A 21,668-nucleotide genomic window follows, 5' to 3' on the forward strand; every position below is an offset into this window, starting at 1 on the left:
ATACTGCTCGCCCCACCGGCCCACCCCCTGCGTGAGAAAGAGACTCCCGATGACCATGACCGACGACCGCCCCGACCGGGGATACGCAGATGACCTGTATGTCGAGACCGACGCTGCGCGGCCGTCGGCGTTCGTTCGGTGGATCATCGGCGACACCGACTACGCCGAGCTCGCCGCAGCCGTCGCGACCGGCGACGCCGAAGAGCCCAACCCGTACTCCCGACGCGGCATCGGCATGGCGCGGTGGCGCAACGACCACCCTCACGTCGAGCGGGCCGTCCACGATGCCGCTGGGGACCCGTGGTGGCGGGCAGCACTGTCGTCGAGCGCGCGCGGCCTCAAAGGGCCCGGTGGTGGCCGGATGTCGACCGTCCCGGCCCCGATCGAGTACGAAGCGACCTCGGTGCAGATGTGCGGGCTCAATCCGTGGGCGATCGGCGCGGCCGCACCCTCGTCCGGGACCATCGTCGGTCAGCACGCCATCACCGGCAACGCCGTCTCGTGCGATCCGTTCGCGTATTTCCGCGACAAGCTCATCGGCAACCCCTCGATGTTCGTCCTGTCCCTGCCCGGCCTGGGGAAGTCGACGCTGATCCGCAAGATTCTCCTTGGTGCGTGCGGCTGGGGACAGACCCCGATCGTCGCCGGGGATATCAAGGGTGAATACGTCAAGCTCACCCACTTGGTCGGCGGGCAGGTGATCACCCTCGGGCACGGCGGGGGACATCTCAACCCCCTCGCCGCCGGTGCCCTCGGGCAAGCGGTGGTCCGCGCGATCGCCGCCCGCGATGCCGCCACCGACCCCGAACGTATCGCCGAGCTCGACGAGCTGATCGACGTCGCGACCATCACCATCTCCACCCGCCAGATCAATGCCGTCTGTGCCTTGGTCGAGCTGATTCGCTATGACACGCACTCGGTGAAGGCCTTCGAGAACTCCCTGATCGGGATCGCGTTGCGTGAGCTGTACGCCGACGGCGGATTCTCCTACACCCGCCCGCCGCTGCTCAAAGACCTCTATGCCCGCATCGATGCCGGATCGGCGGACATGCTCCAAGCTGCCTACAAGACCGACCGCGACGGTTACCGCGAGGCGATCACCGAACTGATGCAGGCCCTCGGAGCGTTGACCTCCGGCCCTCTCGGGGACATCTTCGCCGACCACACCACCGAACCGATCGACCTCGACGCACCGATGATCTGCATCGATGTCTCGTCCCTCGACCGGGGAGATACCACCCTCAAAGCGGCGGTGATGCTGTCCTGCTGGGCCGATGCCTACGGCACCGTGGAAGCGGCGCACCTGCTCGCCGACGCAGGCCTGGACCGGCAACGGTTGTTCCTGATGGCCCTCGACGAGCTGTGGCAGGTCATCGGCGCAGGACCGGGCATGGTCGCCCGCGTCAACGAGATCACCCGCCTCAACCGCACCGACGCAACGGGTTTGCTGATGATCACCCACACCGGCCGCGACCTCGAAACTCTCCCGACCGAAGCCGATATCAAGACCGCGAAGGGGTTCATCGACCGCGCCGGCATGGTCGTGTGCGGGGGACTGCCGATCGGTGAGGTCGAACGCCTCTCCGGGGAGCTGAAGTTCACCGCCGCCGAAGCGGGCATGGTCACGTCCTGGTCGCGCGGCGCTGCGCTGCGCGGGTCCGAACGCCGCACCGTCCGGAACCCGATCGGGCGCGGAAAGTTTCTGATCAAGGTCGCCAAGGACAACACCCCCGGCATCCCCATCCAAACAGTGCTCACCGACGTCGAATACGACACCGGGGTCCACGACACCAATGCCCGCTTCGCCGAGTACTTCGCCGGTGGCCAGCACCACGCCGCCGATTCCGGTGACGCCCACTACGCCCAGGATTCTGTACTGGTCGGAGCGCAGTGATGACCGCCGAGTACCCCCGCGCCGAATACTCGGCGCAGACCCGCTCGTGGGCGCTCGATCAATACGAGAAGTCCCGCCACAACTACGCCTCCCGCGCCGAATGCGTTGCCGCCTTGGCTGTCTCGATCGGGGCACACGAGAACACCGTGGCCCGGTGGATCAGAGACAAGTACGGCTCGCCGCGTCGCCCCGCAGCGGACGAGGTGACCGCACGACTGCGGGCCGCCGAGGAGGAGATCGCCCGGCTGCGGTCGGAGAACCGTTCCCTCAGCGAGCGTTTGGCCGCCCACGCCCCGCGATCGATCGGCGCGGAGTCGATGTCGGCGGCCACGTTGTGAAGAAAGGCGGCGCGATCGCTCTGACCGTCGTGCTCGCGCTGGCGTTGTTCGTGGTCCTGTTCGTCACCACCGGTGTCCGCGAGCAAGTGCCGACCGATTGTCTTCCCGGGAAGGGCATTTCTTCTGCTGCAGGCGGGGTTCCGGCCGGGTCGTTCGCCAAGCCGGTCAAGACCACCGAATCGACCGTCTCGAGCCCGTTCGGGACGCGGTGGGGCACCAACCACAACGGCATCGACCTCGCAGGTCCGGTCGGGACACCGATCTACGCCTACGCCGACGGCGTCGTCTCGAAAGCCGGACCCGCCGACGGGTTCGGCATGTGGATCGTCCTCGATCACAACATCGACGGCGCGGTCGTCTCCACCGTCTACGGCCACATGTTCCCCGACGGTGTGCTCGTGCAGGTCGGGGACCGCGTCACCGCCGGTCAGCACATCGCCGACATCGGCAACAACGGACAGTCGACCGGTGCGCACCTGCACTTCGAGTACCACCCCGGCGGCTGGGCACCGGGCAACGCGATCGACCCGCAACCCTTCTACGACGCCGCCGCCGACCCCGGCACCGGACAGACAGGCCAGACTCCACAATCTCCATCGACGACCGCACCCGCGCCCTCGACAGGAGGCGGTACCGCGGAGATGGCAGCTCTGCCCGCCAGCGTCGGATCCGAGGAGCATTTCCAGGTCGACACCGTCCGCGTCGCCCGCGCCGTGCACGCGAAGTTCCCGCAGATCACCACGATCGGCGGGTGGCGCGCCGACGGTGGGGGATTCGACGATCACCCCTCAGGCCGGGCCGCGGACATCATGATCGACAACTGGTCCTCCGAGGAAGGCAAAGCGCTCGGTGACCAGGTCAAGGACTACCTGTGGAGCAACCGCGACTACTTCCAGATCGAGTACATGATCTGGCGACAGGAATACATCCCCTCTCAAGGTGAACCGAACACCATGGAGGACAGGGGATCTCCGACCCAGAACCACTTCGACCACGTCCACGTCACCACCGTCGGCCACGGTGCACCGGCACCCGGTCAGATCTACGGGCCAGTCCCCGGCGGCAGTGGATCCGCACCGAAAGCGACCGGGAACTGCACCACCGCACCCGGTGCCGGACTCGGCGATCACGGGCAACTCGCCGCCGGCCAGATACCGCCCGAGTTCGAGCCGTGGCTCGCCCTCTCGGCCGAGCAGTGCCGCGAACTCTCACCCGCGGTCCTCGCCGCTCAGCTCAAACAGGAATCCGGCTTCACACCCGGCCTGACCAGCCCCGCCGGTGCCGAGGGGTATGCGCAGTTCCTTCCCGGTACGTGGGCGTCGTTCGGTTTTCCCGTCGACGACCAGGGAGTGGTCACTGGTGCAGCGGGGGAGGGGGATCCCAATGACATCGGTGATGCTGTCATGGCGCAGGGCCGCTACAACTGCTCGGTCGCCGACACCCTGCGACCGGGGATCGAATCCGGTGCCATCACCGGCGATCCCGTCGAGCTGATGCTCGCCGGATACAACGCCGGCCCCGGAGCGGTACAGCAGTTCGGCGGCGTCCCGCCGTACTCGGAGACCCAGAACTACGTCACCACGATCACCGCCACCGCATCCGACTACGACCTGGCCGGATAGGAGCATCCGGATGCGCACCCGAGAACGAAAGGCCACCGTCATGACCACCACACCGCCTCGCACCACGTACGAGCTCGTCCCCACCGATGTCCACCGATTACTGGTCGCGCTCGCCCTCACCTCGCTCACCGTGTGGCTCGCGTGGGCGGTACCGGTCGCCGACGCGGTGCTGGCCTCGACCGACTCGACCTCCGGGGAGCCTGGCCGGGTCGCGGCCGCCCGCGACGCCGTGACCCAGGGCTGGTGTGCGGTCATCGTCGTCACCGTCGCCATGACCATCGGCAGCGCGCTCGCCGTCGCCGTGGATCACTCACGAGGCCGAAACGCGGCCGTCACTGCTCTGCAGAAGGCCATCCGTCTGGCCTCGACGGTAGCGGCGATGTGGGCGATCTGGACGGTGGGCGTCCTCGCCGCAGCAGGAGTCCACACCATCGGGTGATGCTGCACCCACTCGCACATTGTTGTCGGTGGCCACCAGGACACTGGCACCATCACAGACCAAGGAGCACAGACATGGCACAGATCCTCGACCGTGACCAGGCGGACGCACCGATCGTCGATTGGCTCGCCTTCATCGCCAAAGCCGCTGCGCTGGGCCAGATCTCCGACACCGACGCGGAATCGGCCACCGACTTCGACTCGCAGGGGAGCACGAGATGAGCCGGCGAGCAGGCATCGTGTTCGCGTGTCTCGGCATCGTCGGTGTCATCGCCGTTGCCGCTGTGATCGTGTTCGTGTTCCGCGGCCCGGACACACCGCCGGCACCGGGCACGGATGCCGGAATCGCCATCGACCCCTCGGCCACCGACCCGGTCGGCGTCGCGACGTCGGTGATGTCCGCTGTGTACACCTGGCAACCGGCAGTGCAGGATTCACCGTGGGATGCCCTGCACGCCCAGCGCGACAACCTCACCGGCCCGATGGCCACCGCCGCCGCCACGCCACCCGATCCAGCGCCGCAACCGATCCCGGAATGGTCGGCGTGGGCACGCAGCGGCGACATCGTCACCGCCGTCGCCCAACCGGACACCAGCGTCTACACCGACGGCACAGCCGCCGAGATGGACGGTGACACCCAGGCCACCGTTGCCGTCACCATCGACCGCGTCGTCCAACACCGCAGCGGTGAGATCACCCCGTTCACCGGCTACACCGGAGCCGTCGACCTAGAACGCACCGACGACGGCTGGAAAGTCGCGAACTATCGCCTCGTCAGCGCGGGCCTCTAGCCGACTGGCCACCGGCAACACCCTCGCTGTCCACACGCCGCACGCACCGCAGAGAAGGATCCATTGTCATGGGAAAAGTCGGAATCCTCACCGAAAAGCCCTCCGCAGCATGCAACTTTGCCGCCGCACTCGGCGGTATGAGCGGCACGTTCGGGGGCACGGAGTACGTCATCGTCCACGCTCGCGGCCACCTGCTGGAGTTGAAGGATCCTTCCGCGATGGTGCCCGCGCCTCTCACCGACAAGTACAAGAGCTGGGAGCTCGAACACCTGCCGTGGAACGCCGACGACTTCCGCTGGGAGCGAGAAATCCGGCGCCGGGTGTCCGGCGGCAAGCTGGTCACCGATCCGGACGCGAAAAGCCTGCTCCTCGAACTGAAGACGACCCTCTCGGGCTGCGAGAGCATCTGCAATGCAGCCGATCTCGATCCGACCGGTGAAGGCTCACTCCTGGGCTGGGAGATCGTGGAGTACCTGGGCCTCGAGAACAAGAAGCTCGAACGCATGGAGTTCCTCGACGAAACACCGGCATCGCTGCGTAAGGCCTTCACAGCCCGTCGCCCGGTCACGGCGATCGCCGCCGAGGGCGACTACCGCAAGGCCGACTTCCGGTCGAAGTGGGACATGCTCTCGATGCAGTTCACCAGACTCGCGACCAAGACGACCGGCGCGAGCACGGTGCTGCGTAACGGACGGCTCAAGTCCGCGATGGTCGTCATCGTCGGTGACGGGCTCGACGCGCACCACGGATACGTCAAGAAAGCGTTCTACGAGAGCCGGTTTCGGGACGAGAACGGCGTGACGTACACCGACCCCGACATCGATCGATTCGAGAACGACAGCGATGTTCCCGGCGGCCTGCAGTCATCACCGGTCGTCCACGACGGGACTACGCGCAAGAAAACGGGACCGCCGAAACTGATGGACCTGGCCGCACTGTCGTCTCTGTTGTCGAAGAATGGTTTCGGGGCGAAGAACGTTCTCGACACCTATCAGAAGATGTACGAGGCGCAGGTGGTGTCCTACCCGCGCACCGAGGACAAGTTCATCTCGATCGAGCAGTTCAACGAGCTACTTCCATTGGTCGACGCGATCGCCGGCGTCGTCGGAGTGGATCCGGCGGCGCTGAGTCACCGCGGCCCGCGCACGAGCCATATCAAGTCCGGTGGCGCGCACGGTGCCAACCGTCCGGGGCCCAACGTACCGCCGAGCCTCGCGGCAGTGGAGAAGGCCTATGGCGAGCTGGGTCGGGAGATCTACGAGCTCCTCGCGAAGAACTACCTGACGATGCTCGCCCCCGATTACGAGTACGACCAGCATCGCGGACACGTCGCGAAGTATCCGAGCTTCGTCGGCTCGCTGAATGTGCCCGCAGTGCTCGGATGGAAAGGCGTGTTCGTCGTCGAGGAGGAGGACGGCGGCGAGCGCGACGAGCAACCCACTGGTGCGACGGCGTTGGGTACTGTCGCGGACCCGTTCGTCCACGAGGGCTTCCCCGCCCGGCCCCCGCACCCGACGATGGGCTGGCTGATGAAACAGCTCGAGAAGCGGAGCGTCGGTACCGGCGCGACACGGACGAGCACCTATGCCGAGGTCACGAACAACGCGGGCGGCAAGGCCTTGATGGTCGAGCAGCGCGGCAAGATCACCCTCAGCGCGATCGGTGAACTCAACCATCGGATCCTGCCGGGCACGCACATCGGGGATCTGACGATCACCGAGCAGGTCTTCGAGCAGATGGCGCAGATCGAGGCCGGCACCGGCGAGGCAGCCGACTATCTGTCCCTCGTAGCGGATCTGGTGCGCCGCGACCTCGAAACGATGACGGCGAATGCAAAGGCGTTGTCCGGCGAGCTCACGGCACGGATGGGCAAGGCCGGGGTGACCCGGGAAGCGGTGGAGATGATCGAGCTGCCACCGGAGCTGCATTTCACCCACGCAGGCACGGTCGTGACCCGCGCGAAGAGGGTCTTCGGTGGCCACCGGTTCACCGACACCGAAGTAGCGGCACTGCTCGCCGGTCAGGTCATCGAAATCGTCGCCACGAGCGCGAAGTCGGGAAAGACGTTCACCTGCACGGGAAAGCTCGAACCAGGAGTGCGGGAGAAAGACGGCAAGCAGTACCCACACGTGAGCTTCAACCCGCAGTTCGCCGAGCGGCCACCTCGGACCGACCTGGTCAGCGGAGTGTGGAAAGGCAAACCGGTCACGTTCAAAGGGCGCGGATGGGGTGCCAACGAACACTGGCCGGGTAAGGACTTCACCGAACAGGAACTCGAGAGGCTACTGGCCGGGGAGACCATCGAATTCGACGCCACAAGCAAGACAGGTAAGACGTACCGGGCCAAGGGTGCACTGGCCGCAGGTACCTACCAGGGCAGCAAGACATTCGGATTCAAGCTGAAGTTCGAGGACCGCAAATCCACCGCAGGCACCAAGAAACGCACCGCGCGTCGGTAAACGGGTGCCGCAGGACAGCAGCGGGGTCGTACGCCTGCACCCATCGGGAAACGAGTTCGAGCGGCGGGTTCAGAAGAAGGTCAGCTGTTCCTCGTCGACGCGGACACGTCCGGTCTTTGTCCGGCGGGGTCGGACCGGGGGAGCGTGCCGAGCTGGCATAACAGGGGCGGTACACCCTGCTATGTCGAGTCCGGCGAAAGCACGGCGCGCCAATTCATCCCGTACACGGGACCGTTCGGCTACGCGTGCACGTCCGATCGCCGTGTCTCGGGCACTCCACTCCGACTCCCACGCCGCCGATCCCGGCGGCGGCGCGCCCACAGCCCGATCGGTCACCCGATCGAGGAGTTGATCGATCCGGTCGATCAGCACCTCGGCAAGCCCATCGAGCACGTGATCGGGCACCGCAGCCACGCCGACGTTCTCGCTCATACGGGGCAATCTAGCGTTCCTCCGGACAGATTTGGGTCAGAGGGGGCGACGAGCACTAGAAAGCTTCCCTCTTTCGCGCTGTTGCTCAGCTGCAGAGACTCCACGGCCTGGTCAGTGAGCGGCGTTGTACGCTTCTTCGATGGCGGCCGGGATGCGGCCACGACTGCTGAGCTCGTAGCCCTCGTCGAATGCCCACTGCCGGATCGCGCGTGTCTGTGCCGGATCACGCGTGGCCGGTGTCCCGGTCTTCGCGGGCGTCGTCGCGCCGGCGGGGGAGGGCTTGCGCTTGCGGCCACCGACACGAACGGAATGCTCGATGTAGTAGTCGAGCTTCCTGTGAAACTCGGTGGCGTTCTTTGCTTTCAGGTCGATCACGTACTCGACACCGCCCACAGCGAATTCGATCGTTTCGCCGGATTCGTCGTCGATGACCGACCCGTCGATATCGTCCACCAATTGGGTTGTCACTCGTTTGGCCACAGCCGGAAAACCTTTCGATCACACGCAATGTCAGGGACTCGGTTACCGGCCAGCGTAGCCAACGAATGTGGCGATGAGCTGCAACCTTTCATTTCAGGACATCGCGGGGATCGATGTCGGATCGAATGCCTTTGAATGCGGGATGCCGCAAACGCCCCGTTGTCGATTGTTCGCGGTATTCCACGGTCGCCACCAATTCCGGTGCCACCCAGGACACTCCGACTGCGTCGGTGCGGGGAATCGGCCCGTGTAGCGCACTGTCCGGACGAGTGCGCTCGGCGAGTGTGCTCCGCAGCTCTCGGCGCATCCGATCGGTGAAACCCGTTCCGACACGGCCGATGTAGATCAACTCGCCCGCCTCGTCGTACGCTCCGAGGAGCAGCGCTGCCAGTGTTCCGCCGGCGCGCCCGCCGGTGGGAACCCATCCGCAGATCACGCCTTCGCGTGTGTTCCGGATCGGTACCTTGATCCACGACGGCGACCGGATCCCCGGCCGGTACACCGACTCGGCTTTCTTCGCGACGACCCCCTCGATGCCGTTGTAGGCGGCAATGCCCATCAACGTCTCGCCGTCGATTCCCGTCATGGTCGGCGGTACCTGTACCCGTCGCCCGTCGGCCACGCCGAGGCCTTCGAGCAGCGCACGGCGCTGCGTGTAGGGGAGCGTCCGGACCGATTCGCTGTCGACGTCGAGGACATCGAAGACGAAATACGTCACCGGGGTGGACCGCAGCAACGCCGCCGAGGGGCGCGCGACATGCATTCGGCGTTGCAGCAGCCCGAAATCGGGCCGACCGGCCGAGTCCAGTGCCACCAACTCGCCGTCGAGGGTCACCGATCGGCCTGCCATCGTCTCCGATAGCGCCGACGCCACGTCCGGGAACGAGGCGGAGATGTCGTTTCCGTTGCGGGAGAACAGCTTCACCCGCGATGTGCCGTCGACAACGCTGACACCGCGTTGGCCGTCCCACTTCCATTCCCAAACCCAGGCCGGTCCGGACGGGAGCGGCCCGGCGGTGGCGAGCATCGGAGACAACGGATTCGGCGGCATTCATGATGGATGCCCGCGCGAGGGGCAAACGAACCTATCCAGGTGGGTATATACCCGTCGCCGTCGCACGTTTGCGTGGACGACCTGTAGATCAGTGTGGCGGTTAGCATTGTGCAGGCTGAAACGACTCGTACACGTGGCCCCGAAGGGAATGAATAGTGTCCGAACCCGCGACACCATCGACCGGCGACGACTGGCTCGAGACCGAGCTACCAAGAGTCAAGGACGAACACGTTCATGACCCACGAGACGATTGGTACACCGAGGACGATCTCGTGGAGAACGGGTATCGCCGCGAGGCCCTGGTCGATCTGTTCGGTCACCCGATTCCAGGACATGATGGGGTCCCCGGATGGACAGTCTCATCGGTAGCGAAGATCGAGCTGACCCAGTTGGCACCTGCCTACGAGCTGCTTCGGTCGGCGTTCGGCACCTTCGACGACGAGGCCGACACGATGACCAGTCGCGTGTTCCATTACTTCAACTAGTTCCGCACGAGTCGGTCGACGGCCCGACGAGGCTAACTCCTTCAGCTCGGGCGTGCGCGTCTTGCCCGCGCAGCATCGCCTTCAGGGGACCGATCGCGAAGCACGTCCCGATCGTGAATCGCCGCGGCCCGACAATAACGATCACCGACCCAGCCTCCCCGCGAACTCCGCTTCCGATCAAGCAATACCGAACCCGCTGGTTGCGGTCGTGCGACAGTATTTTGAGACGCTAGTTACGCGCGTACGCACCGATAATGGGTCGCTGACGGGTGCTCGTCTCGGGCACCACGACTTCCGTCGGTGCCGCGCTCGCCGTCTAAATCCTGTTCGCGACGTTCACGGGCCTCGGCAGCGCCGACGCACCGGCCGCAACGCTATTTCCAGTCACGGGGTGCTGCGGTGGGTCCGCGACTATCGCCGCCATGGGCAAGTCCGATCGCGCAGGCCGCAAATAAAAGCAGGGCCCTGGATGTGCATCCGGGGCCCTGCTGCCTTCAGAAGAAGGAATGGGCCAATGGCGGACCGAAGTCTGCGACTGGACCCATTTACATCTGACACACTAGCACGCGTGCCGATCGAAGAAAAGCCCGGACAGACGGGGTTCGTATCACGGTTGAGCGAACTGACCTCAACCCACACCCATTGGCAGCGCCGGTTGTGGCAGAGCGGAACCCTACGCTTGGGTGACGAGCTACTCGACTCGTGCATCAACCCCGAGTTTCCCGAGTCCGCGCTGAAAGATATGAAGGCCGACCTGCTCGCCGTCACACGCGACGATCGTGGAATCGTCAACCGCAAACAACTGCTCGCAGCAATCGACAAGGTCAAAGCGGGCAGCGCTGACACAGGTCACGCCTGGCTAACTCTACGGGCGGAAGTTGACCGCGCGCGCACCGACTACCTCGAACAGTGGGCGACGGTGTTCGAGTCGGACAAGCCGATAGGGACGCAGGATGCGGCCCGCCGGATCGGGGCGCATCTGCTCGATCACGGCTATCACAAGTCCAGCATCTACACCTGGCTCGCTCAATACGCGAGGTCACCGCGTATGGCATCGGTGGCAGAGTTTCTACGCGACGGGCAGGAGCGGCTCGCGCGCCCGGAAAAGACTTACATCTTCTGTGTTCCAGTGGTGACCACACCACCGTTCGACGTCACCGCCGGTGCCGCGCCGGGGTGGTTCGACGCCACCGAGACCTCCGGATGGAAAGACGCCCACGCCCCTGATGCCGACACGATCCGCAATCAGGGATCGTTTCTGCTTACGGTGGACGCGCGTGAGATCAATACCGCCGTCGACCGGGCGCGGGCGGCGGTGTTCGACCTGCAAACAAAGTTCGTCCTGGGGACTCGCGCCACCGCCACACCGGTGACGATCTGTTCGCGGATGTGGTCGCGGGAGAAGAAACAGGCGTACGGCACGTCCGACACCGACCGAAGCATCGAGATCAGGGCATTCGAGCGACACGGCAGAATCAGCGACCTCACTGCACCCCCGGACCACATCGTCAACGCCCTTGCGTTGCTTCAGCCGCTGCGCACTAGCCCACCCCACATCGCGGTTATGAGCGGATGGTCGGCTATCGAATCGCTGCTCGTAGGGCCGGGCGACACCGACAACGTCGCCGCCGACCGCATCGCCGCCATTATCGCGGCCAGCGCCCTGCGCGCCGAATTCACCGATCTCGCCTGGGCGTACGCCCGAGAGAACACCGACACTCTCGCCACCGACATCGCAGAACCGCAGCTGACGAACCTCGCGCGGGCGAAACTGTTTCAGCAGCGCGCCGCCGACACCACCACACCGGTGCAGTTCGAAAACGATCGAGACCGACTCGCTCTCGACCGAGTGCTTCCGGCGCTGACCGACCCCAGCGGTGAGATTGGCAAGCTGCGCACAGTACTGCGCCGCGAGTTTGCCCGGCTCTACCGCAAACGCAACCTCATCGTCCACGCCGGACAGACCCGTGAACACACCCTGCACGCCGTCTCCGAGCGCCTAACTCCGCTAATCGGCGCCGGCATCGACCGCATCGTCGACGCCGGATTCACCCGTGGCACTACCCCGATCCAACTCGCCGTCCAGATCGAAACACGCACCCCGTACCTAACCCCAGCCACCACCACAGACGCCGGCAACTCACTCGACCTGTTCGACTAGTCGGACAGGCTAGCGGTGGATAACGACCGCAATACACATGCCAGTGGGTAAGATCGAAACACTCTGCGTACGAGCATCTCTCGACCAATACCTGACATAAGATCCGTTATCGGCAATGATTTTCGTTATCGATACCGGGTGTGCAAGCTAGCAGAGAGCCGAGGAGCCGGGGTCGCTAAAGGAATGCTGCGGTCGTGTCAGAAACCGGCGGGGTCGGCATCTACTGATTGCGAGCCATCACCTTCGATTTCGGTGGCCAGAAGCCTTTTTGCTTCCTCGGCTGCTTCACGGTCCGCCTTTCGTTGGTCCATGAATTTTTTGCACGCAATCACTCCGGTCGTAAGTACGACACCCATGCCAACGCCCTTGATGAGGAGGCCGGGCGTGGCTTCTGAAACAGCCCCACGCTCGATGTCCTTCATGTAATTCCCAACTCCTCCAGCCTCTTTGGCGGCGATGGTGAAGAGCTGATAGGGACCGAGGTTGTTCATGCCGATAGCTTAGCCTCGGGCGATCACGCCGGTAGATGAACACATGGGCGATAGTCCCGCCATGGCGGGACTGGCGCGTGACGGGGGCGGTATGGGCCCGCACGGGCCACCAATTTCGGCCGGACCCGATGCAGTACAGGCGATCAACCGGATGGGCTGTCGCCTCCATCTCGTTGACCACGAACAGCACCGATCGCTTCAAACACGATCGCGACCCCGCGACGCGGGCAGACCGGCCGGCAGCTGTAAACGTTCAGCGACCGCCGGCGATCGACTCAATACCCAGGCAACGGCCATCGACGGACGTAGCATCTGTGCCATGTCAGACGCTTCCGATTCCCAACTCGACATTGAGTATCGCGCGTTCGTGCGCTCGCTGCACACGGACACGATCAACACCGTCCTGGCCGTTGAAAGTTGGTGGCAGCCCGGTTGCTTCCGCATCGCTGCTCTTGGCGGGTACACCGAAGACGGGAATACCGACTCGAAAGATGTCGCCGAGGCGATCGAGCAAGACTGGCGTCAGATCATCCACCCCAGGCTGCTCACCCTGGTCAACGGCCACCCCGACCCTGACGTTCGGTTTGCTGCCGATGTTCTTGTTAAACGGCTGTGGTCGATGATCCTTATCGTGACTAGCCCACGCCACGGCCGGGGTAGAGACAGAGAAGAAGAGAACTCCGTAGCGGTTCACCTCGTACACGACGGCTTCGAGCGTCTCCGGCGAACTACCTACCACGCGCCATTTCGGATCAATCGTCCGTCACCTACATACACCGGCGTTCCAGTCGGAAACGCAGAGCCATTACCCGGGAAGATGTTGGAAACGATCAATGCGCTCCAAGCCGCCGGTGTACTCGAATCTGACGACGACTCGGCAATCATCCGAACGGCGATTCCAAATGCCGTTCGCCGCTTGTCCGACATCCTGTTCATGCCCGAGGAGGAACGCGCTGCAGCCTTCGCACGAAGTTCGGTGCCAGACCCTGCATCCTCACCTTCGCAGACTGAGAACGACGAAGCCAACAGGGTCAAGTTTGGGTTCTCACATTAGAATTTGACCCGCGCTCCTTCGCGGAGTTTGGGGTTACCGGTTCGGCCGCCGATGGCTGGATGCGAGGCACCAGGCAGCCCTCGACGCGACCATCCTCGATGAGCTCATATTCACTTGGACGCGGTCAAAGCGTTCATGGAGGTAGGGAACGAGGTGCTGATCTCACTGGACAACCTTGTGCCCTGTTCGATGTGGTGTTCGCACACACGCCGCGGCTTGCGGCGGCGTACGAAGTCAACCTCCGTCCACTAGACGAGGTCGACTCCGACGGCGGTGCCGTTCTATCCCTCCGACGACACCTCGAAGCTCAGAAGGTAATCCTGGCCGAGTCCGCATAATTGCATGCGCTGGTGGTTCGTGACGGTCTGAGCGCACGCCAATTCCTTGAGTTCTGAGGAATCTTTCTGCGCCAGAGGCGATGATGTCCCGATCATCATCTGCCTTACCTTTTGGTCCGTAGGCACAGCATGAGCGCATGTTCGGCGCGGGCCAACTCGTCCACCTGTGCTGGTGACGGTCCAGCCTCGGATGCGGGGAGGTATTCGACCAGCAGCAAGAGATCTGTCAGAGCGTCGCGTACTCGATTCAGCCATGGATCACTCCACACCCCCTCAATGGCGTATAGCCCGGCCCGCGTCATCGGGTCGTCGGCAATCGGTTCGAGGGGGATCGTGACCGAGATTACTTCGGCCTCCTGGACCCAGATCGCTCCGCCGACAATGGTGTCGACGATATCTATGACCGGCTCGAACGCCTCCGACCATCGCGCCCCTGGAAGATGAAGGACGACAGACCGACCGGTGGCATCGCTGCTGCTTTCGGTTTCGAGACGAACGCCAGCGGAATCTGCGACTGTATGCGCCTGCCGCTGCACGTAATCTAGGGTGGCTGCTACCCGGTCAGCGCCGCGGAGCATGGTCAATAGGTCTTCGAGCAGCGTCAGTCGACCCGGACCCGACCCGGCTCGCCAAGCAGCGATGTGGTCGGCGAGCTCCGTCGGCAGCACCTCCGCGCCGTGAAAGGGAGTGTTCTGAACACTCCACCGGCGGACCGCCGCCCGGCAGTGCTGTGTCAGAACTGCATTGTAGAACGCGGTCAGTCGGGCAACGGTCGCAATCGCCGAACCGGGGACCAAATGCGCTCGTGCTCGACTCCAGTGCAAATAACCGTCATAGTCCCTGGCAGCAAGCAGATCGACACCCAGCGTGCCGGAGATGACGTCCCTATCGAAATGGATCCACCGGTCGGGGTCGGCCAGGCGCAGCTCGGCAAGGAACGCTTCCCGCAGCAGCGCCAGACGGTCCCCGGTTGGCGACGGACCGGTCTCGTCGCGGCCGAAAACCCAGCCCAGTGCAATCGCTGCCGCCGCCTGTTTCGCCGGGGTCTTTCCAGAGCGCCATGGCCCGCGACAGCGCGGACTGCCGTCGACGGCGAATGTGATGGTTGCGCGCTGCTCCGATTGATGGTCGGGGCCACGACGTTCGTAGTCGAAGTCGTAGTCGACCCTCAGGCGCGCGCAATATTCCTGCAGCTGGGTCGATGAATCAACGGGCGGCTCGAAGGAACGGATCCAGTTCGCTACCGTCTGGGGTTGACGCTCCATGAGGAGGTCTCCGTTGGCGCGCCATGCCACAGCCGCGATGGCCTGCGCGACATCTTCCTTGACCTCCCGACTCAGCACGGGCATGCCCCTGCCCCGAAGCACCCCGGCTCCTACGGGCATCGCGTCGAACAAGGGCAGCACGACCTCGGCCGACACTGCCGGGTGTACAGCCACCGTCGTTGCCAGTCGGGACGAGGAACTCAGGGTCTGCAGCACATAATGATGACGCACCAAGGTGGTAAGAACCTCAGAGCCTTCAGCGGCCAGGGTCCCGTAGTCACGCTGGGCGGCTTCGGCCACCATCGCTGCATTCTCGTGAACCCAGGATCGGTGTGTCAGCGCCTGGCTCATCCACGCGGCGTCAGCCACCTCGAAGGCTTGCTGCGCCCACCGAGTCGCACGCATGTGTTGTGGGAAGTCGCCTCTGTAAAGGCGGGGCGCTGCTGTTGGTTGCGCACGACCGGGTGAGTCGTCCTGCGCTGCGCGGGGCAGATGCTGCAGGACGTACGAGCGTGAAGCGGCCTTACGCGCCGTCTTGAAGCTTTTCGCGGAGGCAGACGCCGAAAGCCCGTTAGCAGTCACCGTCACAGTGAAAGTCTTGTCGTGATCCGGGCCGGATGAAGAGCGTACGAACTCCGGTTCGCGTTTCAACGCTGAACCAAGGACCGTTGCCCAATCCGGTTCCGGGCGTTGAGGAGTGAACGAAATCCGCTCAAGAAGTGCATCTGCCGGTGCCTGAGACGCAGTGACCAGCGACAAGGCCCCGAGGATCTGCATCGCGACGCCCACTGGCGCGGAGCTTTTCCGACCGTTTGCAATCAGGGCAGCTTCGCCCTTGCCATAGAACGCGGCCTGGACGTCGCCGACCCAGGTGCCGAGAAGGGCCCGGGCGTGATGGTCCGAGGCGAGGACGCCGCTGACCTCATTGTTTGTAGCGAAATCGTCGCGCTGCGTGCGGACTCGATCGAGCATTGCCAGACGCATCCAGCCTCGTCCGAGGGCATCGAGCAGATCCAGCACCGCCGGGCTGACCGGGCTGTCGGGTACCGATTCGTAAAGGTAGCTTCTGTGTAGGCACGCCCACCGCACCCACAACAATGCATCCTCATCCAGGACCAAGTCCATCTTCCGTAGATCCTGCAACAGCCGCGGCGGCGGCGGCGGTACCCACGGAGACCGCGGTGCCTGCGGATACTGCGCCCACCCGGTGAGCACAATGCTTTCCGTCCGTGCCGTCGTTGTTGTAGCCGACGCGGCGTTGTCCTTCGGTAGTCGTGAGGGGAGCGGCGTGTGCACTTCGAGTAGTGCCTTGTTTATCCAAGGCCGTAGTACGGGGGTGCGCCCGGCGCGGAACTTGCGTTCCATTTCGAGGCATTCCTGTGACCGCGCATCCTGACCCGATACGGTCAGCTGCATTCGCAGTCGGGCCAGCGACTGCATCAGGGTGTCAACGGGGACCACAACGGTTCTATCGAGAGACACCGTGCGGGAAAGAAGCTTTGCGCGCAGGCGTAGCGCCATCCTGTGCAACGGTTCAGGGGGTGGCGGGGTACCCAGCGCGATGATTCCGACCCAACGATTACCGAAACTGTACGCAGTCATAGTGCGCGTCAGGCTAACCCGTGTCTCCGACAAACGCGACAAAGACACCACTCAGGGGCTCGACGTGCTGGGACGCCGCTTTTGAAGATTGCGACAACCAGATCTGGCTCGTCCCCCATCGAACCAGTTTCCTCACCGCACGTACCCACTGATCGATCAGAGGGCGACGATGATGATGCCTATGGTGGTCGACAGTGGCTTGACGAGGCCCTGCACAGAGCTCAAAACGAGACAAACATTTTGGCCGTCTCGCCCATTACCCGCGCGAAGACTTGATACCTCGTGACACCGATTCGAGATTGGTCGGCACTTACCAAACCGCAGTGACAACCGTTGCGGCACATCACATAAGGAGGTCTACCTGACAAAATATCTGTTATCGGCAATAAGTCAGTACGAGTACATCTGTTGCCTCACAGCGGTTTACGTGCATTTGAACAAGAACCTTTATGACCTGTGCGCGCAATCAAGGTCAGCAGGCTCACCCGCTGTTCTGGACGATCCCCAGTACGAAGTCAGTTGGCAGTTCAAGCCCGGTCAGCGCGGCGGTTGCAAAGCCGTCATTCGGCTGCATACAGCGAATGTCCACACTTGACCTACCCGATGTCGATATTGAGGCTCCACTCCTCACCCTCGCGCAGAACTGTGACGACGAGTACCTCGCTCGCGTTGTCGTACGTTCGAACGGTGCAGCGCGCGACGTCACCCTCACGGAAGTCTCGGCCCTCCGGACAGCGGATGGTGTCGGTACGGACCGGCGAACCCTCGGCCGCAGTAAGATTCGAGCGCAACATCGACTGCATGGTGCGACCACTCAAACTGGGCTCCGCCAAGTTTTGACGAATGCCCATTGCCACCCCGAATATCAGAGCCGCGCCGAGTACGCCGACCAAAACAAGATTTCGGGCCTTCTCCCCGGCGCTCGTGCCGCGAGGCTGGTGGGCTACGTAGAAGGCCGAACGACGCCACGATACGTATACAGCAACCAACGTCAAGGTGAGGACAACCATCAAAGCGATGTAGTCGGTCGACAATTCGTCTGGATTGCCCGCCAACCGCGTCAGACCCGCCCACAGCGCTGCGGCGAAGATGGCTGTCAGAAGGAGCACGACAGCATCGATCAACAATCGCGGCCAGTGCTGCTTGAAGAAAGGATGCTGGTCGCGTGGTGGGTTCGAGATGACAGAAGCAGTGCCAAGATCGGGACCTGATGGAGTCGATGGCGGCGGAGGTGGTCGATCATGTGATGGAACCGGCACGGTAGTGCCCGTCCACGCCGATCCATCCCACCAACGCAATGACGGGGAGTTCGGATCTGGATACCAGCCTGGAGGAGGATCAGGACTGTCTGGCGGACCTGCGAAAGAACTCATTCAGCTACGCTAACGGCCCGCAGCCGCCTCCAGGCCGGGCTCGCCAGAATTGACCAATGATCTACGCCGATCTAGCGCGTCTCTGTGCCAGCACGCAGTGCGGTGTGGCCTGGCCGAAACACCAACACCTGCCGGACAGTGCCCGCGTGGCAGCTCGCGACCGCCTGCTCATAGAACAGTCTTCGGCGCTTTTCAGCTGCTCTGTACGTCGAAACCTAACGGTCGCAGTGCGTCGAACGGGCATTGGGGTGCGGGGCTGGTGAAGTAGTAGCCGTACAGACCGTCGCCACCGACTGCTTCGCACTTCGTTCGACCGAGCGCGGCGGTGTTGCGTGCCGCTGTAAGTGAGTCATAGGTGGTCATGAAAATTCCAGCACCGCCGTCGCCGCGGCAATAGTCGACCAGGAGCGTTGCGCCGTCGTATCGTTCGCTCGACGGTCCTGGGGGTTGCGTGGTGCATAGCTGGGCGAGCCATTCATCCGGTGAACCATTGACGCTGTCGCTGGTCGGCTGCGCCGGAACGACCGGCTCAGCAGGCTCCGACGAAGCGCACCCTGCGAGCAGCGCACTACCGCAGAATGCGAGCAGTGGTGCACGGATCCCGGCTACCCGTAGGTGGCTCAATACGCTGTTGGACATACGCCCCTCGAAGACTTGAGAATCGAGTGCTCACCCAATGTGGCACCGGCAGTAGACATATCAAAGGTAGATACTGAATCGTTACGCCTATCGCCGTCATGCCCGGTGCACCGCTGGAGGATGCCTCTCAGAAGAATGTGGCTGGATCGAAGTCCGGGGCGTGCTTAACGGCTAACCGGTACAGCCACTCAGGCGGAGCCTCCGATACGGGTTGAGGCAGTCGTGCGCTCCATGTTTCCGAGTGCTGTCCTGACGAGGTCGCCCGATCAGCCCGACGCAGGTCCCGACCGTGGACGGTAGCCTCGACGAACTCAAACCGATAACCGTTCCCCTTGAACTCGTAGGTCAGTGCCACCACGTCGGGATTGAGCAGGATGGTGGAGTCTTGGATAGGCGTGAGCGGGTACCCATTGACGCGGACCTCGATTGTCCGCGTTTCCCCTACGACGTGAGACGTTTCCGGGGTTTCGATCGACCCACTCATCAACACCACACCTTTCTCGAACGCAGCTGCCGTCAGGCTACTCGCCGCGGAGATCAACGCCCGCCGCTCAATGCTCCCCAACTTCGGTGCAGACCTGAGGAGTCGGCGAGCATCACGTCACCGAGTAACCTCGACGGATCGCCGCCCATGCGCCCTAGCTCCGTCGCGCGTTCCACCTCTGTTGCAACCTCGTTCGAGCTGACTCGAAGGTCTCTGAAGCAGGCTGCAAGGGACGGGGTTTCTGCTTCGTGCGATTGCTGTCTTTTGCACTACCCCCGTGGGTTGATGCCTCACGCAATGGCTGATTCGTCGAGGCATTCTGCTCGGAATACGTTGCAGCCTCCTGATTTCGGGTCTTCTTCACCGCTACTGTTTTCCTTGCCCTGGCAGGGCGCTGGAGTACGGCGTTTCGCCGCCGCCGGACCAGAAGGCCTTCCCTCGCCGCTTCCGCGGCTTCTGCGGCGGTACGAGCGTTCGCAGCTCGCCGATCACTGATCTGCCGCTGCGCGTCTTTTCTTCGCTCGGCCGTGTTTCTCGCCGTCAGGATCGTGGTCCTGTTCATCCTGCACGGCATACACAGCCATTCAGATCGCAGCTTCTGAATGTCGCCGTACCCGTCGCAGGCCTGGCACTTAGATCCATATCGCGCGGATCCACCCCCGCTGGTCACTGTCACCCGTGGCATAGCTGGATGTTAACGGTATGTTCAAACATCACGGTGCCGGCTAGGCGGGCGAGTCACGTTATGTCGCCGCTGGTGGTGTCGCGCTCGCCCGATAGCGCTGACGGGCGGAATCGATGATCTCGCGATTGGTACCGCGCGTGTGCATGACGTTCAAGGGCGGCTGCAGCCGCTGAATGAGCGCTGTTTCGATCAGTTTCGGGTGCCCGAATTCGACCCAGGACAGCCGCAAATGCTCCTCCATCCAGTCGGTGAGACGGCGTTCGTCTTCTTCGACCAGCACCACTCGGTCGGTGCGCCGCGTGCTGTAGTTTTCTGTGTCCATCAGCAGCCCGGCCAGAGTTCGCCGCAGTGTCGAGCTCCCGCTCCGTCGTAGATGGTTCTGAGTCACACGCTTTCGCAAGTTCGATGCCAGCCCGAGATACAGCAGCCGGTCTGTCGAGTTCGTCGCTGCGGTCGGGCTGCTCAGTAGGGGGAATGTCACCGTGTCGGCCCACCAGGAGTAGATGCCCGGCGTAGAGGGCAACGCGGCCGCGCAAGTGTTGACTGGACGGGTGGTCGCACCGAGAGCAGCGGCAACCTCGCTCAGAACGTCGTCGTCGGTCCGGCCCAAGTTCTCACTCATGAACACACTTTTCCCGACGGTGTATCGGTGTCAGTGAACTTTGACGATCGCCGACTCGTCATCTGCCAAACAGCGCCCGCTCGATCACATCTGGATCGGTACCTGCTTCACGTGCCCAGTCGGCGGCCAAATCCAGGTAGCGCGAGTACATCTCAGGCGGCCCATCGACTTTCCACGTGTCGTTCGTCCATTTATTCAGTGCAGCAACAACATTGCTGTCATAGATCAGCGGTCGCCCCAGCAGTGGTTTGGTGTCGTACCCACCGAAGTACAGCAGCTTGGTGAAGAATCCAGCCGCAAGGTTGCGCACTTTGAAGCGCCCACCGCCGCTCAGTGCCCGGTAGGCACTCACTGGTCCTTCACGGTGCGCGAGATCCAACCCACCAGCGAGCTTGTCTGTCACACCTGCTTCATGCATGGGCTTCAAAGCCCGGACGAGCGGCTGACCGGGGTTGGTACCCCACGCGACACACGCAACATGTAACTGGGCAACAGAACAGGAAGACCCTTCCTGTACTGCTCTCTCGGCGATAGCGGAGACGTCACGACGAGCAATCAGTCGGTACTTCCTCCTACCGCCGGGAAGGTCATCCAGCTCGCCTGGCCACATCCGCGGGTCGGGCAACTTCGCACGAATATCTACTGGATCGAACCGAATCGTCTGCGACAGCACTCAATCACGCCTTGGGACTTCACTGGACGAGAAAAGGTCGGACGGCACACCCATAGCTGCACGCTACAACCCGATTGGATATGAGACTGGTGTCTCATATGGTCTGATCACAGTGACCGCTGCACGATGCAGCACATCCTCTTGAACACGCTGCTATCTCGGCAGCCCGAACAGACCTACTCACCGCGCGGACTGAACCGTCCTGGGACTGGTGGAGACTGTGATCTCACCAGGAGAATGCAGATATGGGTGCACCAAGGAAGTTCGATGCCGAGACGCGTGAGCGCG

19 protein-coding genes and 1 pseudogene are annotated in these 21,668 nt (G+C 63.3%); 10 read left to right on the forward strand and 10 right to left on the reverse strand.

Features of this window, described 5'->3' with window-relative positions:
- Positions 1-49: 49 nt before the first annotated feature.
- The 7 genes from AB0362_RS25290 (at position 50) to AB0362_RS25320 (ending at position 7,542) form a co-directional block, all read left to right on the forward strand.
- The gene (locus AB0362_RS25290; protein ID WP_366236267.1) at positions 50-1,894 is read left to right on the forward strand and encodes an ATP/GTP-binding protein; all 1,845 of its coding nucleotides are present in this window, start codon (positions 50-52) and stop codon (positions 1,892-1,894) included.
- Positions 1,894-2,232: a transposase gene (locus tag AB0362_RS25295; protein ID WP_366236268.1), complete on the forward strand. Its 339-nt coding sequence runs from the start codon at positions 1,894-1,896 to the stop codon at positions 2,230-2,232. The genes AB0362_RS25290 and AB0362_RS25295 overlap by 1 nt, the downstream gene beginning before the upstream one ends.
- Positions 2,229-3,854, forward strand: a complete 1,626-nt coding sequence (locus AB0362_RS25300; protein WP_366236269.1) for a M23 family metallopeptidase — start codon at positions 2,229-2,231, stop codon at positions 3,852-3,854. Before AB0362_RS25295 ends, AB0362_RS25300 begins: the two co-directional genes overlap by 4 nt.
- A 10-nt stretch (positions 3,855-3,864) precedes the next feature.
- A complete protein-coding gene (locus AB0362_RS25305) occupies positions 3,865-4,293 on the forward strand; it encodes a hypothetical protein (RefSeq protein ID WP_366236270.1) in 429 nt (142 codons plus the stop codon).
- A gap of 74 nt (positions 4,294-4,367) precedes the next feature.
- Entirely contained in the window at positions 4,368-4,514 is a 147-nt protein-coding gene (locus tag AB0362_RS25310; protein ID WP_366236271.1) for a hypothetical protein, read from the forward strand.
- Entirely contained in the window at positions 4,511-5,083 is a 573-nt protein-coding gene (locus tag AB0362_RS25315; protein ID WP_366236272.1) for a hypothetical protein, read from the forward strand. The genes AB0362_RS25310 and AB0362_RS25315 overlap by 4 nt, the downstream gene beginning before the upstream one ends.
- Positions 5,084-5,151: 68 nt before the next feature.
- Positions 5,152-7,542 carry a DNA topoisomerase gene (locus AB0362_RS25320; protein ID WP_366236273.1) on the forward strand — a complete coding sequence of 797 codons (2,391 nt, stop codon included), beginning with the start codon at positions 5,152-5,154 and terminating at the stop codon, positions 7,540-7,542.
- 69 nt (positions 7,543-7,611) lie between these two features.
- On the opposite strand, the gene AB0362_RS25325 is transcribed toward AB0362_RS25320, so the two are convergent.
- The 3 genes from AB0362_RS25325 to ligD form a co-directional block, all read right to left on the reverse strand.
- On the reverse strand, positions 7,612-7,974 hold the full coding sequence (locus AB0362_RS25325; RefSeq protein WP_366236274.1) for a hypothetical protein: 363 nt from the start codon (positions 7,972-7,974) through the stop codon (positions 7,612-7,614).
- Positions 7,975-8,085: 111 nt separating this feature from the next.
- The gene (locus AB0362_RS25330) at positions 8,086-8,454 is read right to left on the reverse strand and encodes an Lsr2 family protein (protein ID WP_366236275.1); all 369 of its coding nucleotides are present in this window, start codon (positions 8,452-8,454) and stop codon (positions 8,086-8,088) included.
- An 88-nt stretch (positions 8,455-8,542) separates the two neighbouring features.
- Positions 8,543-9,505, reverse strand: a complete 963-nt coding sequence (gene ligD / locus AB0362_RS25335) for a non-homologous end-joining DNA ligase (RefSeq protein ID WP_366236276.1) — start codon at positions 9,503-9,505, stop codon at positions 8,543-8,545.
- 158 nt (positions 9,506-9,663) lie between these two features.
- On the opposite strand from ligD, the gene AB0362_RS25340 reads away from it, so the two are divergent.
- Together AB0362_RS25340 and AB0362_RS25345 are read left to right on the forward strand one after the other, a co-directional pair.
- Positions 9,664-9,993 carry a hypothetical protein gene (locus AB0362_RS25340; protein WP_366236277.1) on the forward strand — a complete coding sequence of 110 codons (330 nt, stop codon included), beginning with the start codon at positions 9,664-9,666 and terminating at the stop codon, positions 9,991-9,993.
- A gap of 568 nt (positions 9,994-10,561) precedes the next feature.
- Positions 10,562-12,154, forward strand: coding sequence for an integrase (locus tag AB0362_RS25345; protein WP_366236278.1), 1,593 nt, complete (start codon positions 10,562-10,564; stop codon positions 12,152-12,154).
- A 197-nt stretch (positions 12,155-12,351) separates the two neighbouring features.
- Here the strand turns inward: AB0362_RS25345 and AB0362_RS25350 are convergent, their stop codons facing one another.
- Complete coding sequence (locus AB0362_RS25350; RefSeq protein WP_027494153.1) at positions 12,352-12,645, reverse strand: hypothetical protein; 294 nt, start codon at positions 12,643-12,645, stop codon at positions 12,352-12,354.
- Positions 12,646-12,964: 319 nt separating this feature from the next.
- On the opposite strand from AB0362_RS25350, the gene AB0362_RS25355 reads away from it, so the two are divergent.
- Positions 12,965-13,699, forward strand: a complete 735-nt coding sequence (locus AB0362_RS25355) for a hypothetical protein (protein ID WP_366236279.1) — start codon at positions 12,965-12,967, stop codon at positions 13,697-13,699.
- Positions 13,700-14,141: 442 nt separating this feature from the next.
- Here AB0362_RS25355 and AB0362_RS25360 read toward each other — a convergent pair whose 3' ends face one another.
- From AB0362_RS25360 to AB0362_RS25385, 6 genes and pseudogenes are all read right to left on the reverse strand, one after another.
- Positions 14,142-16,904 carry a hypothetical protein gene (locus AB0362_RS25360; RefSeq protein WP_366236280.1) on the reverse strand — a complete coding sequence of 921 codons (2,763 nt, stop codon included), beginning with the start codon at positions 16,902-16,904 and terminating at the stop codon, positions 14,142-14,144.
- Positions 16,905-17,500: 596 nt separating this feature from the next.
- Positions 17,501-18,013, reverse strand: a complete 513-nt coding sequence (locus AB0362_RS25365; RefSeq protein ID WP_366236284.1) for a DUF4333 domain-containing protein — start codon at positions 18,011-18,013, stop codon at positions 17,501-17,503.
- A 144-nt stretch (positions 18,014-18,157) separates the two neighbouring features.
- Positions 18,158-18,277 (reverse strand): annotated as a pseudogene (locus tag AB0362_RS25370) (DUF2510 domain-containing protein); the annotation flags it as partial.
- A gap of 192 nt (positions 18,278-18,469) precedes the next feature.
- Positions 18,470-18,640 (reverse strand): hypothetical protein, encoded by a 171-nt coding sequence (locus AB0362_RS25375; RefSeq protein WP_366236281.1) that lies wholly within the window; start codon positions 18,638-18,640, stop codon positions 18,470-18,472.
- A gap of 1,503 nt (positions 18,641-20,143) precedes the next feature.
- Positions 20,144-20,707, reverse strand: coding sequence for a GIY-YIG nuclease family protein (locus AB0362_RS25380; RefSeq protein WP_366236282.1), 564 nt, complete (start codon positions 20,705-20,707; stop codon positions 20,144-20,146).
- A gap of 58 nt (positions 20,708-20,765) precedes the next feature.
- A complete protein-coding gene (locus tag AB0362_RS25385; protein WP_366236283.1) occupies positions 20,766-21,380 on the reverse strand; it encodes a hypothetical protein in 615 nt (204 codons plus the stop codon).
- Positions 21,381-21,668 lie beyond the last annotated feature (288 nt).

Source organism: Rhodococcus sp. NPDC079359, from assembly GCF_040702585.1.
In the GTDB taxonomy this organism is placed as follows: domain Bacteria; phylum Actinomycetota; class Actinomycetes; order Mycobacteriales; family Mycobacteriaceae; genus Rhodococcoides.

Bases quoted from the DNA above. Each gene is read 5' to 3' on its own strand.
- AB0362_RS25360 (WP_366236280.1), bottom strand. From the start codon at position 16,904: ATGACTGCGTACAGTTTCGGTAATCGTTGGGTCGGAATCATCGCGCTG.
- AB0362_RS25320 (WP_366236273.1), top strand. From the start codon at position 5,152: ATGGGAAAAGTCGGAATCCTCACCGAAAAGCCCTCCGCAGCATGCAAC.
- AB0362_RS25350 (WP_027494153.1), bottom strand. From the start codon at position 12,645: ATGAACAACCTCGGTCCCTATCAGCTCTTCACCATCGCCGCCAAAGAG.
- AB0362_RS25290 (WP_366236267.1), top strand. From the start codon at position 50: ATGACCATGACCGACGACCGCCCCGACCGGGGATACGCAGATGACCTG.
- AB0362_RS25295 (WP_366236268.1), top strand. From the start codon at position 1,894: ATGACCGCCGAGTACCCCCGCGCCGAATACTCGGCGCAGACCCGCTCG.
- AB0362_RS25305 (WP_366236270.1), top strand. From the start codon at position 3,865: ATGCGCACCCGAGAACGAAAGGCCACCGTCATGACCACCACACCGCCT.
- AB0362_RS25325 (WP_366236274.1), bottom strand. From the start codon at position 7,974: ATGAGCGAGAACGTCGGCGTGGCTGCGGTGCCCGATCACGTGCTCGAT.
- AB0362_RS25315 (WP_366236272.1), top strand. From the start codon at position 4,511: ATGAGCCGGCGAGCAGGCATCGTGTTCGCGTGTCTCGGCATCGTCGGT.
- ligD (WP_366236276.1), bottom strand. From the start codon at position 9,505: ATGCCGCCGAATCCGTTGTCTCCGATGCTCGCCACCGCCGGGCCGCTC.
- AB0362_RS25375 (WP_366236281.1), bottom strand. From the start codon at position 18,640: ATGACCACCTATGACTCACTTACAGCGGCACGCAACACCGCCGCGCTC.
- AB0362_RS25380 (WP_366236282.1), bottom strand. From the start codon at position 20,707: ATGAGTGAGAACTTGGGCCGGACCGACGACGACGTTCTGAGCGAGGTT.
- AB0362_RS25310 (WP_366236271.1), top strand. From the start codon at position 4,368: ATGGCACAGATCCTCGACCGTGACCAGGCGGACGCACCGATCGTCGAT.
- AB0362_RS25355 (WP_366236279.1), top strand. From the start codon at position 12,965: ATGTCAGACGCTTCCGATTCCCAACTCGACATTGAGTATCGCGCGTTC.